A 12,834-nucleotide genomic window follows, 5' to 3' on the forward strand; every position below is an offset into this window, starting at 1 on the left:
TCGAGGAAGCGGATCGACGGCGGCGGCGGATTGACCGGCCTGCCGGATCAGCCGGCGGTGGCCGGAATCCAGCGCCGCACGACCGGGATCTCGGGCGACCGTTTTCGCGTGGCCGCGACGCTGTGCCGGGCCGGGCTTAGCAGTGCGGTCAGCCAGGAACGACGGTGCTCGACGAGAGCGGCTGCGACGGCGGGGATCTCGATGCAATGCACGGTGCCCGCCAGGCCCAGACGGTGGCGACCCGTCTGGAGTTTTTTGGTGCCCACTGATGTTCCTTCTCTTGCGTGTTACCGGCCTAAGATCGCCTGCGGCGAACAGTAGCCGAACAAAAGTGTGCGTCACCGAATTTTGCGCGACATTCACCCCGGCGTGTCGGAATCTTGCCGACAAATGGTCCGTATTCTCCGAAAAAGTTGCGAAACGGTCTCACGGGCATCACGGAATGGCCAAGTACTGCACTTGCAGGTGAAACCGCAGTCCGGAGAGGGTAACCCTGAGGGGCGCGAAGACCGGCGTTGATGCGAGACTGAACCAATGTTGCGAATCGGTCTCACCGGAGGCATGGGCGCGGGCAAGTCCACCGTCGCCCGCATTCTCACCGAGCGCGGAGCCGTGCTGGTGGACAGTGACGTCATCGCCCGCGAGGTGGTGGCGCCCGGCACCGAGGGACTCGCCGCCCTGGTCGCGGCCTTCGGCGACGACATCCTCGCCGCCGACGGCAGCCTCGACCGACCGGCTCTGGCCGCCAAGGCCTTCGCCTCCGACGAGGCCCGCGCCACCCTCAACGGCATCACGCACCCGCTGGTCGGCAAGCGCACCGCCGAGCTCATCGCCGCCGCCCCCGCGGACGGCATTGTGGTGCAGGACATTCCGCTGCTGGTGGAGAACGGCCTCGCGCCCTTCATGAACCTGGTCGTCATCGTGGACGCCGCCGAGGAGACCCGGCTGCGCCGCCTGGTCGAGTTCCGCGGCATCGACGAGGCCGATGCCCGCGCCCGGATCGCCGCCCAGGCCACCGATGCTCAGCGCCGGGCCGTGGCCGACGTGCTGCTCGACAACAATGGCGCGAACGGCGTGATCGACGCCCAGGTGCACCGGCTGTGGGACGAGCGCCTGGTGCCCTTCGAACGCAACCTGCGCACCCGTACCCCTGCCGCCCGGCCGGAACTGCCGGTGGTGGAGGCGAATCCGGAATGGCCGGCGCAGGCGCAACGGGTCATCGCGCGGCTCGCGGTGGCCTGTGGCGCGGACGCGCGGAGCATCGAACACGTGGGGCCGACCTCGGTGCCGGGCAAGCCCGCCGCCGACGTTCTCGACATCCGGATCGCGGTCGCCGACGGCGTCGACGTGGCGGGTCTGCGGGATCGACTGGCGGACATCGGTTTCCCGCCGGTCGCCGACGGGGATGCGCTGCTCGCCGCGTCGGGTGTGGATGTCGCGGCGGGGGAGCGGTTGCACGCGAACACCGACCCGGGCCGCCCGGTCGATCTCATCCTCGGCGTCTGACCGCCGGACACGCTTCGACAGTGAAAGGGGCCGTCTGCACCCTTCGGTGCGGACGGCCCCTTTGTGCGTGATCTACATCCAGGTCAGTGTGATGCCCTTGGCCGCCAGCCAGTCCTCGAAACTGTGGCCGTGCGCGGCGATGCCGTCGATGGTGGCGGTGGCCGTCTCGATGGCCTGCTGGGCCTCGGTCAGGGTCAGGTAGCCGGCGGCGTGCGCGGCGAGCAACTCGTCCACGTCGAGCAGCTCGACCTCGCGGCCCTGGCGGACCACCAGATCCAGGTAGTGGTCGACCGACTTCCACTGCTTCGGGCCGACCTGCGCGAACTCGCCGATGTCGATGTAGTAGTCCTGGTCGCGCAGGTGTGCGGGGGTGAAGTGGAAGACGGTGGCGCGGATGGACACCGTTGGCAGCAGCCAGGATTCGATGTAGTGGAACTCGGGATGGTCGGACGTGCGGGCCATGTACATGCCCCACGGCTCGATCTGGTACCGCTCCACCTGCCGCACGAAACCCTTGGGGTCGATATTGGTGAGCTCGTCGATATTGAAGTACTCCACCTTGGGTCGGTGCAGATCTACCGCGGGTGCCCGAGTCATGTCATTCAGCATCGCGTGTCGGGCGGCGGTCGTCCAGCGGAGCGGCTGTCGCGTCGCCGGCAGATTGCTGGAATCCGGTGCCGCGAGGGGCGAATTTTCCGAAAACGCAATCTGAAGCGTTCTTGTTTCGCTACTGTGCGGCTGCGCTCTCTTTCGCGCGCTTTCGACCCGCCGCGCCTGGGCGGGTGCCTCAACCCAAGGGATATACCTGCATGAACGCACATACAGCCCGCGCTCGCCGGGTCGGCGTGGGAGTCACGACCTTCGGCGCGGTAGCCGGTGCCATCGTCCTGGCCGCGCCGCAGGCCGGCGCGTGGCCGTCCGATCTGCAAGTCTCGGGCGGATCCTCCCACAATGTCGGCTGCTCCTACACCCTCACCGCGACCCTGGACGTCGACCGTCTGCTGTCGGTGAGTTTCCGGGACAACGGCACCGAACTGACCGGCAGTCCGGTCACCCCGTCGATCCTGACCGGGAAGGCCACGCTCAGCTGGACGCCCACCACCGCCGGTTCACACACGCTGACCGTCACCCAGGATCTGTTCTCGAAATCGATCACCGTCCAGGTGGATCCGGCCAGCAGCTTCGGTAGCTTCGGCTGCGGTCTCAATGGACTGCTCCCGAGCCTGTCCGGCTAGTCGGAGGGCGGACAGACCCGTTCCAGCCCGCCCGGTCAGTGCTGCACGGACCGGGCGGTGTTGTCTCTACAGCCAGCTGAGCGTGATGCCCTGCCCCGCGAGCCAGCGGTCGACATCATGACCGCAGCCGGCGATGCCGTCCACCACCGCGGCCGCCCGCTCGATGGCGAGATGCGTGCGCGCGGTGTCGAAATGCCCTGCGGCATGGGCGGTCAGCAGCTCGTCGATGCCGACCAGCTCGGGCATCTGGCCCGGGCGCGCCACCACGTGCAGGTAGTGACTCTCGGCCCGCCACTTCTTGGCCTCGCACGGACCGTACTCGCCGATGTCGAGGTAATAGGTCTGGCCGCGGTCGTGTCCGGGCCGGGTGTGATAGACCGTGGCGCGGAGTGTGAGTTCGGGCAGCAGCCAGGACTCGATGTAGTGGAATCGCGGATTGTCCACGGTCCGTTCGACATACAGACCGTACGGTTCTGCATGTAATCGCTCCACGGGATGTAGAAAACCGCGATAATCGGTCCACGACAGATCCGCGAGATTGAAAAATTCGAGTCTGGGGCGATGCGGGGACACCGGAGGGGTGTTGCCGATCGTTCGGTGCGGGTGTGCGCCATTGGTGGAATTCCGCTGTGGCGTATGCAGACCGGTCATCGCCCTGCCTCTTCTCGAATCGTGCGACCAGCGAGCTCAGAGTACACCCGGAAACCGGGATTCAAACCGTCGTACACGGACTGAGATCCATGCGACACCGCAACACGCGTACGACCTGAAATCCCTTGGGGTAACGGTCAATTCGGACATTAGAAGTCCTTTACCGAATTGTTTGCGGGACTAGAGACTTCGCGCTGCGGGCGGAAATCGAGAATGCGGTGCGGCGGTGCGAGCCATCGCTCCGCGAAGCCGGTGCCGGGCGGGGGTGAAACTCGGCGGAGTGCCGGGACCCACGCGGTGAACTCCGCCCACGGCGAACGTGGCGCCGCCTCCCGGGTTCTTGTCGGTGGGTCGTCCTAGGCTGGGGACATGGCCTTCGCTACCGAGATCCCGGACGACCTGCCGCTGGCTCACTCCGAGCACCGGCCCATCGGCGACGTCGAACGCGTCGACGGGCGGTTCCAGGTCGTCAGCGAGCATCGGCCGGCCGGTGACCAGCCCGCCGCTATCGAGGAGCTCGAGCGCCGCATCCGGGCCGGCGAGAAGGATGTGGTGCTACTGGGCGCCACCGGTACCGGCAAGTCCGCAACCACGGCCTGGCTGATCGAGCGGCTGCAGCGGCCCACGCTGGTGATGGCGCCGAACAAGACGCTGGCCGCGCAGCTGGCCAACGAGCTGCGCGAGATGCTGCCCAACAACGCGGTCGAGTACTTCGTCTCGTATTACGACTACTACCAGCCCGAGGCCTACATCGCGCAGACCGATACCTATATCGAGAAGGACAGCTCGATCAACGACGATGTCGAGCGGCTGCGGCACTCGGCCACGTCGAGCCTGCTCTCGCGGCGGGATGTGGTGGTGGTGGCGTCGGTGTCGTGCATCTACGGCCTCGGCACCCCGCAGTCGTACCTGGACCGGTCGGTGGAGCTGCAGGTCGGCACCGAGATCGATCGCGATCGGCTGCTGCGCCTGCTGGTGGATGTGCAATACACCCGCAATGACATGTCGTTCACCCGCGGCAGTTTCCGGGTGCGCGGCGACACCGTCGAAATCATTCCCTCCTACGAGGAATTGGCGGTGCGCATCGAATTCTTCGGCGACGAGATCGAGGCGCTGTACTACCTGCACCCGCTGACCGGTGATGTGGTGCGCCAGGTGGATATGGTCCGGATTTTCCCGGCCACCCACTATGTAGCCGGCCCGGAACGCATGGAACGCGCCGTGCGGGATATCGAAGCCGAACTCGAGACGCGGCTCGCGGAATTGGAGAAGCAGGGCAAATTGCTGGAGGCGCAACGCCTTCGGATGCGCACCCAATACGACCTGGAGATGATCAAGCAGGTCGGTTTCTGCTCCGGTATCGAGAATTACTCGCGGCATATCGACGGCCGCGCCGCCGGTACCGCGCCGGCCACCCTGCTGGATTACTTCCCCGAGGATTTCCTGCTCGTCATCGACGAATCGCATGTCACCGTGCCGCAGATCGGCGGCATGTACGAAGGCGATATGTCGCGCAAGCGGAACCTGGTGGAGTACGGCTTCCGGCTGCCGTCGGCGGTGGACAACCGGCCGCTCACCTGGGAGGAGTTCGCCGACCGGATCGGGCAGGCAGTGTACCTGTCGGCCACGCCCGGCCCGTACGAACTGGGCCAGACCGGAGGTGAATTCGTCGAGCAGGTCATTCGCCCGACCGGTCTGGTGGATCCGCACGTGGTGGTGAAACCGACCAAGGGGCAGATAGACGATCTGGTGCACGAGATCCGGTTGCGCACCGAGCGCGACGAACGCGTGCTGGTCACCACACTGACCAAGAAGATGGCCGAGGATCTCACCGACTACCTGCTGGGACTCGGCGTGCGCGTGCGCTATCTGCACTCGGAGATCGACACTCTGCGCCGCGTGGAATTGCTGCGGCAGCTGCGTCTGGGTGAATACGACGTACTGGTCGGCATCAACCTGCTGCGTGAGGGTCTGGACCTGCCCGAGGTCTCGCTGGTCGCGATTCTGGACGCCGACAAGGAGGGCTTCCTGCGTTCGGCTACCAGCCTCATCCAGACCATCGGCCGTGCGGCGCGCAATGTCTCGGGCGAGGTCCACATGTACGCGGACAAGATCACCGACTCCATGCGCCACGCCATCGACGAGACCGAACGCCGCCGCGCCAAGCAGATCGCCTACAACGAAGAGCGCGGTATCGACCCGAAACCGTTGCGCAAGAAGATCGCCGACATTCTCGACCAGGTGTATCGCGAGGCCGAGGAGACCGAGGTCGAGGTGGGCGGCTCGGGCCGCAATGTCAGCCGCGGCCGCCGCGCCCAGGGCGAGCCCGGGCGGGCGGTGAGCGCCGGTGTCTACGAGGGGCGCGATGTGAAGAACATGCCGCGCGCCGAACTCGCCGACCTGATCAAGGACATGACCGCGCAGATGATGAACGCGGCGCGCGAGCTGCAGTTCGAGCTGGCCGGCCGCCTCCGCGACGAGATCGCCGATCTCAAGAAGGAACTACGCGGCATGGATGCCGCCGGCCTCTCGTGAGAGAAGACTTGCGGCCCAAGCACCTTCGGCAAGCAGCGGGGTGCCGGCGCGGCGAGGGGACGGGCGCAACGCCTGGGAGCGTTCCCCGCGCGCCGGATGATCCGCCGGGCGGGGAAGCGCCACGGTCAGCCCTGCTGGGCCATCCATTCGTTGACGCGACGTTCGGCCTCTTCGCGGGAGACATCCTCGACTCGTGTCATGACGATCCAGCGGTGGCCGAACGGATCCATGACCCGGCCGAAGCGGTCGCCGGTGACGAAGGTCGCGGGTTCGGCGACGAAGCGGGCGCCGTTCTCGGAGGCCAGCTTCGAGACGGCGTCCACATCCGGGCAGTAGTGGACGACGCTGGTGTGGACCCAGTCGTCGGCGGGGGCGCGCAGGCCCTCGTCGGGAATGGGCATGCCGACCTGGATGGTGGAGTCGCCGATGAGGAGTTCGGCGTGCGCGGCCTGGCCGTCGGGAAGATCGTTGCGGCTCAGCACCTTCGCGCCGAACACGGCGGAATAGAACTCGATCGCCGCATTGGCGTCCGGGACGGCCAGGAAGCAGGTGATGGAGTGGTAGCCCTCGGGAATCGGATTCACTGCGTTGCTCATGGGCTCTACTCTCGCCGCCGCGGCGAAGATGGTCTTGTAAGAAAGCGACAGCGACGATGACCACCGGAAATACCGCCGAAGGGGGCGGCGGAAGCGCTGCCGCGGGCCGGTTCTCGCCACGGCCGGTGCCGCCGCCGGAGACCGCCAAGGGCATCCTGCGGCCCCGCCAGCAGAACGAGGCCAACAATCACTCCCGGCTGCCTGCCGGCCCACGGGTGTCGCGCTATGTCGAGTGGTATTGGGCGGTGCGCTGGGATCGCCGGGGCCAGCCGCCTTTCCGGGCCGAGGTGCTGTCGTATCCCTGCGTGAATCTGACCTTCGAGCGCACCCACGAACGCACCGGCGCCTTCGTCACCGGCGTCTGGACCACCAAGTACGTGCGGGAATTGGCCGGGGAGGGTGAGACTTTCGGCGTCAAGTTCCGGGCCGGCGGCTTCGGTGCGTTCACAGGACTGGACGTCGGGGCGCTCAGTGACACCTCGGTACCGGCAACCGATATCTTCCCCGCGGCAGACGCCCTGGCCGAGGCCGTGCTCGCGACCGCCGACGCCGAGCGCCGCCGGGATCTGATCGAGGATTTCCTGGTCGGGGTTCAGCGCGAGGAGGCCGGCGGGGGAGACGACACCGCCTACCGCCAGGTGCTGACGATCATCGAGGCCATGGAAAATGATCGCGATCTGACCCGGGTCGACCAGGTCACCGAGCGATTCGGCATTCCCGTGCGCACTCTGCAGCGGTTGTTCCGCCGCTATGTCGGGGCGGGTCCGAAGTGGGTGCTGCGCCGCTATCGCCTCCAGGACGGCGCGCATCTGCTGGCCGAGGGTCGCTCCTCGGACCTGGCAGCGCTGGCTCTGGAACTGGGCTACTTCGATCAGGCGCACTTCTCCAACGAGTTCGCCAAGGAGATCGGGATGCCTCCGCTGGAATACGCCCGCATCTCGATAGCGTCCTGATTACTGCTGATCCGGGAATAATCCGGGCGCCTGTGAAGTTGGTTGCCGTGTCACCCAATGGAATATCGATCATTCAAGGAGCGGGCCATGGACGTGCTGGTATTGATCGGACGGATCCTGTTCGTGCTGCTGTTCCTCAGCTCGGGTTTCGGGCATTTCGCCCAGCGTGCCGCGATGGTGCAGTACGCGCAGTTCAAACGGGTGCCCATGGCGAACCTGGCGGTGCCCGCGTCGGGCCTCCTGCTGATCGCCGGTTCGCTGAGCGTGCTGCTGGGCGTCTGGGCCGACCTGGGCGCCTTGCTGCTACTGGTCTTCCTGGTGCCGACCGCCTTCCTCATGCACGCCTTCTGGAAGGAGACCGACGCGGAGGCCAAGCAGACCGAGATGGTGCACTTCAACAAGGACATCGCGCTCGCGGGCGCGGCGCTCATGCTGTTCGCCTTCTTCGCCCACACCGGCGGGGATCTCGGATTGACACTCACCGGACCGCTTTTCAGCCTCTGATCCGATCCGGGGCTCGTTAGTATTGCGCGTCATTGATCGGCCCGATTGTGACATCACACAACGAACGGCCCTTGCGCGGTCCGAGGCGATATCGGCTTGTGACGAATCTCCCAGGGCCGCAACAGTGTTGACATATTGTGGGCTACGTCGCGGTGCTACGGAAATTCGCTGGTAGCCGAGGTCGTTTCGCGGCGGGAACCGGAATGTGCCCGGACGGTTCGCGCCACGGAAGTGTGATGTGTTGCGATATCGAATATTTCCGCCGGTTATGCCGCTATTGTCAGGCGAAGTTGCCGCGGTGAAAAACCCACTGTCGAGGATTCCGCGGCCCCGACCCTTGTACTTGGAGGAGAAATGACCGCCTACCGGACGATCGTCGTCGGTACCGATGGCTCGGACTCGTCGTACGTCGCCGTCGAGCGGGCCGCGGCTCTGGCCGGCGACGAGGGCGCCACGCTGTACATCGCCTGCGCGTATTTCCCGACCGACGACCGTGATGTGGCCGCCGCCGCGGACGTGCTGAAGGACGAGGCCTACCAGGTGCGCGGCTCCGCGCCGACCAGCGAGATCCTGCGCGTCGCGCGGGACAAGGCCATCGCCGTCGGCGCGGTGAACGTGGTGGAGAAGGCCGTCGTCGGCGAGCCCGTCGAATCCCTGCTGGACCTGGTCAAGGAGGTGGAGGCCGACCTGCTCGTGGTGGGTAACCGCGGCCTCAACACCTTTGCCGGTCGCCTGCTCGGTTCGGTGCCGTCGGACGTGGCCCGCAAGAGCCGCTGCGACGTGCTGATCGTGCACACCGTGCGCTGAGCGGGGCTCTGCCCCGCACCCGGGAATCCCGGGGCCTCAGGCCCCGAACCCGCGTTCATACGAAGCGGCCGGGCCCAATCGGGCTCGGCCGCTTCGCTGTTCGCAGGGGTCAGCGCAGCCGGTGCAGGACCTCCGGAAGGTCCTCGGAGTGCACGACCGCCAGCCGCTGGGTGGCGCGGGTCAGCGCCACGTACAGGTCGTTCAGGCCGCGCGGCGACTCGGCCAGGATCCGGTGCGGTTCGGCGAGGATGACCGCGTCGAACTCCAGGCCCTTCACGTCGTGGACGGTGAGCACGCGCACCGAATCATCGGTCAGGTGAGCCAGTTCCGGGGCGAGGTCGTGCGGCACGATGACCGCGGCGGTGCCGGGATGCTCGGCCTCCGCCGCGATCAGGCGCTTGATCTCGTCGGCCAGCTCGGGGGCCGCGACCCGGGTCGCGGCCGGCGCGAAGCCGGAGTCGCGGACCGAGCGCGGCGCGGGCGCGGCCGGGTCGATGGCGGTCAGTACGTCGCCCGCCACCGCCATGATCTCCGACGGGGTGCGGTAGTTGACCGTCAGCTCGGTGAGCTTCCAGCGTTTGGCCACATAGGGTTCCAGCACCTGCTGCCAGGACGAGGCGCCCGCCGGGTCACCGGTCTGGGCCACATCGCCGACTGCGGTGATCCAGCGATTCGGGATGCGGCGCATGACCATTCGCCAGGCCATGGCCGAAAGCTCCTGCGCCTCATCCACGATGACGTGGCCGTAGGTCCAGGTGCGGTCGCCGGCGGCGCGCTCGGCGGTGGTCTGCCGGGTGCGCACCTGCTGGCGCTCGGCCAGCTGGGAGGCGTCGATGAGGTCGTAGGCCATGAGCAGTTCGGGGTCCAGGTCGTCCTCGAGGTCCTGGGGCGCGGAGCCGGTCAGGATGTCCAGGGCGTCCTGGGCCTCGGCCAATTGAGCGCGCCAGCGGCGGCGGGCGCGTTCGCGCTCCTCACTGTCGTCGATGCCGAGCAGTTCGGCCAGCTCGTCCAGCAGCGGGGCGTCCGCGTCGCTGAATTCGCCGCTGTCGGACCGGTGCAACTCGGCCCGGTCGGCGTGGCTCAGCTGCGGGGCGGCATTGGCCAGGCGCTTGGGGTCGGCCCACAGGCCGCCCAGCACCTCCTGCGGGGTGAGGATGGGCCACAGTCCGGCGATGGCGCGCTGGATCTCCGGATCCGCCCGCATCTCGTCGCGGATCTCGGTGAGATCGGTCTGGCTCAACAGGTTTCGCCCGCCCAGCGGATTCGAGCCGATGGCGGCGGCCAGCTGATCGGTGAGCGCGTCGACGACGGCGGCCGCGAAGATGGGCCGGGCCAGGTTGTGCGGGCGGCGTGAGGAGCGGGCGCGGCCGCGGGCCTTGGTGGCGATCTTGCGGTCCAGTTCCAGCTGATGCCCGTCGAAGTAGAGCCGGATCGGCTCCCGGGGCACCTCCTGCCAATCCCGCACGCCCTTCTTGAGCACTTCGAGCATGTCCAGCGAGCCCTTGAGCTCTCCGGCGCGCAGCGAATCCTCCAGCGTCGCCTGCACTCCCGGATACAGGTTGCCGACGGTGGACAGCAGCACGCCGGTCTCACCCAGCGAGGGCAGCACCTGCCCGATGTAGTCGAGGAAGGTGGAGTTCGGGCCGATGATGAGCACGCCGGCCTTGTCCAACTGCTGCCGGTAGGTGTACAGCAGGTAGGCCGCGCGATGCAGCGCCACCGCGGTCTTGCCGGTACCGGGCCCGCCCTGCACCACCAGCACGCTCTTGTGCTCGGAGCGGATGATGGCGTCCTGCTCGCTCTGGATGGTCTCGACGATGTCGTTCATGTGCCCGGTTCGGGCGGCATTGAGCGCGGCGAGCAGCGCGCTCTCGCTGCCCACGCCGCCGTCGCCGCCGACCACCCCGGCGCGCTGGGCGGCATCCAGGTCCAGGTACTCGTCGTTGATTCCGGTGACCTTGCGATTGCGCGAGCGGATGTGCCGCCGCCGGGTCACGCCGTCGGGCGCCGCGGTGGTGGCGAGGTAGAAGGGGCGGGCCATGGGGGCGCGCCAGTCCAGCAGCAGCGTCTCGTAATCGGCGCTCTCGTCGAGGATGCCGATGCGGCCGATGTAGCGATGCTCGCTGTCACCGTTCGTCGCGGGATCGCCGGCGTGAGTCCCGGGCTCGCCGGCATGGTCCGGGGCGATGTCGATGCGGCCGAAGCATAGGCCGTGTTCCGCGGCGTCGTACTTGGCGAGGTCCTCGGAGTACAGCTGGGTGAACGACTCGCGTTCACTGCGGGCCTGCGGCGTGCCGCCGGTCTCCAGCAGCACGGTGCGCAGCCGCCGCTGGGCGTAGGCGCGCATGCCGTCGAGCTGTTCGTAGAGCTTCGTGAGGTACTGCTGCTCGCGTTCCAGGTCCGGGGAAGCCGCGTTAGCGGAATCGGACACGGAACGCTCCTCGGTGAGGTCGGGCAAAACGGAACTCCTTGTTCACCACGTCCGCCGTGTTGGGTACGGCGCGCGAAGCATCGAGAACAGAGTTGTCGAGTCTAGTTCCCGATTCCCTCCCGCGCCGTACCGCCAGGTAACAACACCCGAAACTGCCGGATTCAGGAGGCGTGGGTGCTGTCGCTGCGCCGGCTCAGGGTTCCGTTCTGGTGGTTGGGCGGCTTGGCCCGGTACATGGCCAGGTCGGCATCGTGCAGGACGGCCTCCGGGGTGCGGGTGTCGTTCGTGTGCAGGTGCGTCACGCCGATGGAGGCGTCGACCTGGATGCGATGCCCGCGGGCGATGATCGGCTCGGCCATGGTGTGGCGCAGCCGCGTGATGAGCGAGTCGAGGTCGCCGCCGAGGGTGCGCCCGGACAGCAGCACCAGGAATTCGTCCCCGCCGATCCGGCCCACGATGTCGTCGGACCGCAGCCCGCGCTGCAGCCGCTGCGCCACGATCTGCAGCACGGTGTCGCCGATCGCGTGCCCGAGGGTGTCGTTGATGGACTTGAACCCGTCCAGGTCGATGAACAGCACGCTCGACACCGGCAGGGTCTCGACCGTGCCCAGCGCCGCCGACAGCCGCGACAGCACCAGCGCCCGATTGGCCAGCCCGGTGAGCGGATCGTGGGTGGCCTGGTACTCCAATTGCCTTCGGCTGGCCCGGAATTCGGTGATGTCGTTGAACGACGACACGGCCGGCGAGCCCGGATCGCTGGGATTGAGCAGCCGGCTGTTGGCCGAGAGCCAGCGCCGCTGCCCGTCGGGCCGGTCGAGGCCGAACACGAAGCGGGTCACCGTCTCCCCGGTGGCGAGGGTGCGGATCACCGGATACCAGGACGAGGGCATGGGCTGGGCATTCGCGTCCAGTAGGGACAGCGGGATGTCGTAGATGTGGCTGCCGACGAGATCGTCGGTGTCGTAGCCGAAGATGCGGCGCGCGGCCGGATTGGCGGATTCGATGCGCCCCGTCTGATCGATGACCACCACCCCCTCCTCGAGCTGCGACACCACCTCGGTGAAGAACTGTTCGGCGCGCTGTTGGGCGGCCTCGGCGCGGCGCTGCGGGGTGAGGTCGTGCACCACCACCTGATAGGCGAGATGTTCGTGCCAGGCGGTGAGCACCGACACGGTCTCCACGTCGACGCTGCCGCCGTCGCAGCGCACCAGGGTCATCTCGGTGGGGTCGGAGGCGGTGCCCGCGATGGTGAGACGCCGGATGCGGTCGAGCATGGGGGAGACGGAACTCGGTTCGACGAAATTGGTGACCGGCTGCCCGATCACCTCGTCCGGATTTCCGGCCGCCAGGAGCCGCAGCATCGCCGGGTTGGCGTAGACGACGGTGCCGCGCTCGTGGACCACGACCCCGTCGGGGCTGTAATCCACCAGGGACCGATACCGCTGGGCCAGTTGTTCGGCCTCGCCCGGGTTGTTTGCCCGATCGTTACCCATCATTACACGCACCCCCTGATCGTCGTTCCGATACGTCATTGGAGCACGGCACCATTCTGTTATCTGAAAATTTGCTGGTGCCCCTTGCCGACCGTATTGAATCAATCACAGTTCGCCACAGCA

Annotated in this window: 11 protein-coding genes and 1 pseudogene; 6 read left to right on the forward strand and 6 right to left on the reverse strand. The window is 67.2% G+C overall.

What is annotated here, in order from left to right; translation table 11 throughout:
- Window positions 1–47: 47 nt before the first annotated feature.
- Window positions 48–266 carry a hypothetical protein gene (locus ON33_RS07565; protein WP_040856874.1) on the reverse strand — a complete coding sequence of 73 codons (219 nt, stop codon included), beginning with the start codon at window positions 264–266 and terminating at the stop codon, window positions 48–50.
- A gap of 268 nt (window positions 267–534) precedes the next feature.
- On the opposite strand from ON33_RS07565, the pseudogene coaE reads away from it, so the two are divergent.
- A pseudogene (coaE, locus tag ON33_RS07570) lies at window positions 535–1,485 on the forward strand (dephospho-CoA kinase); the annotation flags it as partial.
- Window positions 1,486–1,578: 93 nt separating this feature from the next.
- On the opposite strand, the gene ON33_RS07575 reads toward coaE, so the two are convergent.
- Window positions 1,579–2,103 (reverse strand): ribonuclease FAU-1 family protein, encoded by a 525-nt coding sequence (locus ON33_RS07575; RefSeq protein WP_040857061.1) that lies wholly within the window; start codon window positions 2,101–2,103, stop codon window positions 1,579–1,581.
- A gap of 212 nt (window positions 2,104–2,315) precedes the next feature.
- On the opposite strand from ON33_RS07575, the gene ON33_RS07580 reads away from it, so the two are divergent.
- Window positions 2,316–2,741, forward strand: coding sequence for an Ig-like domain repeat protein (locus ON33_RS07580; protein WP_040857063.1), 426 nt, complete (start codon window positions 2,316–2,318; stop codon window positions 2,739–2,741).
- A 66-nt stretch (window positions 2,742–2,807) separates the two neighbouring features.
- On the opposite strand, the gene ON33_RS44700 is transcribed toward ON33_RS07580, so the two are convergent.
- The gene (locus ON33_RS44700; protein ID WP_083868695.1) at window positions 2,808–3,392 is read right to left on the reverse strand and encodes a DUF402 domain-containing protein; all 585 of its coding nucleotides are present in this window, start codon (window positions 3,390–3,392) and stop codon (window positions 2,808–2,810) included.
- A 369-nt stretch (window positions 3,393–3,761) separates the two neighbouring features.
- Between ON33_RS44700 and uvrB the strand changes: the two genes are divergently transcribed.
- Complete coding sequence (gene uvrB, locus ON33_RS07590) at window positions 3,762–5,927, forward strand: excinuclease ABC subunit UvrB (RefSeq protein ID WP_040856876.1); 2,166 nt, start codon at window positions 3,762–3,764, stop codon at window positions 5,925–5,927.
- Between the two features lie 125 nt (window positions 5,928–6,052).
- Here the strand turns inward: uvrB and ON33_RS07595 are convergent, their stop codons facing one another.
- Window positions 6,053–6,523, reverse strand: coding sequence for a VOC family protein (locus ON33_RS07595; RefSeq protein ID WP_040856878.1), 471 nt, complete (start codon window positions 6,521–6,523; stop codon window positions 6,053–6,055).
- Between the two features lie 56 nt (window positions 6,524–6,579).
- Here ON33_RS07595 and ON33_RS07600 point away from each other — a divergent pair, with 56 nt between their 5' ends.
- The 3 genes from ON33_RS07600 (at window position 6,580) to ON33_RS07610 (ending at window position 8,787) form a co-directional block, all read left to right on the forward strand.
- Complete coding sequence (locus ON33_RS07600) at window positions 6,580–7,476, forward strand: helix-turn-helix domain-containing protein (protein ID WP_083868696.1); 897 nt, start codon at window positions 6,580–6,582, stop codon at window positions 7,474–7,476.
- An 87-nt stretch (window positions 7,477–7,563) separates the two neighbouring features.
- On the forward strand, window positions 7,564–7,980 hold the full coding sequence (locus tag ON33_RS07605) for a DoxX family protein (RefSeq protein ID WP_040856880.1): 417 nt from the start codon (window positions 7,564–7,566) through the stop codon (window positions 7,978–7,980).
- A 354-nt stretch (window positions 7,981–8,334) separates the two neighbouring features.
- Entirely contained in the window at window positions 8,335–8,787 is a 453-nt protein-coding gene (locus tag ON33_RS07610) for a universal stress protein (protein ID WP_040856882.1), read from the forward strand.
- 109 nt (window positions 8,788–8,896) lie between these two features.
- Here the strand turns inward: ON33_RS07610 and ON33_RS07615 are convergent, their stop codons facing one another.
- Complete coding sequence (locus tag ON33_RS07615; RefSeq protein ID WP_040857069.1) at window positions 8,897–11,218, reverse strand: HelD family protein; 2,322 nt, start codon at window positions 11,216–11,218, stop codon at window positions 8,897–8,899.
- Between the two features lie 161 nt (window positions 11,219–11,379).
- A complete protein-coding gene (locus tag ON33_RS07620; RefSeq protein ID WP_306307508.1) occupies window positions 11,380–12,714 on the reverse strand; it encodes a diguanylate cyclase domain-containing protein in 1,335 nt (444 codons plus the stop codon).
- Between the last annotated feature and the right edge of the window lie 120 nt (window positions 12,715–12,834).

It is taken from the genome of Nocardia niigatensis NBRC 100131 (assembly GCF_000308655.1).
Lineage (GTDB): Bacteria > Actinomycetota > Actinomycetes > Mycobacteriales > Mycobacteriaceae > Nocardia > Nocardia niigatensis.

Coding starts and splice junctions, on each gene's coding strand:
- ON33_RS07575 (WP_040857061.1), bottom strand. CDS start 2,103: ATGACTCGGGCACCCGCGGTAGATCTGCACCGACCCAAGGTGGAGTAC.
- ON33_RS07580 (WP_040857063.1), top strand. CDS start 2,316: ATGAACGCACATACAGCCCGCGCTCGCCGGGTCGGCGTGGGAGTCACG.
- ON33_RS44700 (WP_083868695.1), bottom strand. CDS start 3,392: ATGACCGGTCTGCATACGCCACAGCGGAATTCCACCAATGGCGCACAC.
- uvrB (WP_040856876.1), top strand. CDS start 3,762: ATGGCCTTCGCTACCGAGATCCCGGACGACCTGCCGCTGGCTCACTCC.
- ON33_RS07595 (WP_040856878.1), bottom strand. CDS start 6,523: ATGAGCAACGCAGTGAATCCGATTCCCGAGGGCTACCACTCCATCACC.
- ON33_RS07600 (WP_083868696.1), top strand. CDS start 6,580: ATGACCACCGGAAATACCGCCGAAGGGGGCGGCGGAAGCGCTGCCGCG.
- ON33_RS07605 (WP_040856880.1), top strand. CDS start 7,564: ATGGACGTGCTGGTATTGATCGGACGGATCCTGTTCGTGCTGCTGTTC.
- ON33_RS07610 (WP_040856882.1), top strand. CDS start 8,335: ATGACCGCCTACCGGACGATCGTCGTCGGTACCGATGGCTCGGACTCG.
- ON33_RS07620 (WP_306307508.1), bottom strand. CDS start 12,714: ATGATGGGTAACGATCGGGCAAACAACCCGGGCGAGGCCGAACAACTG.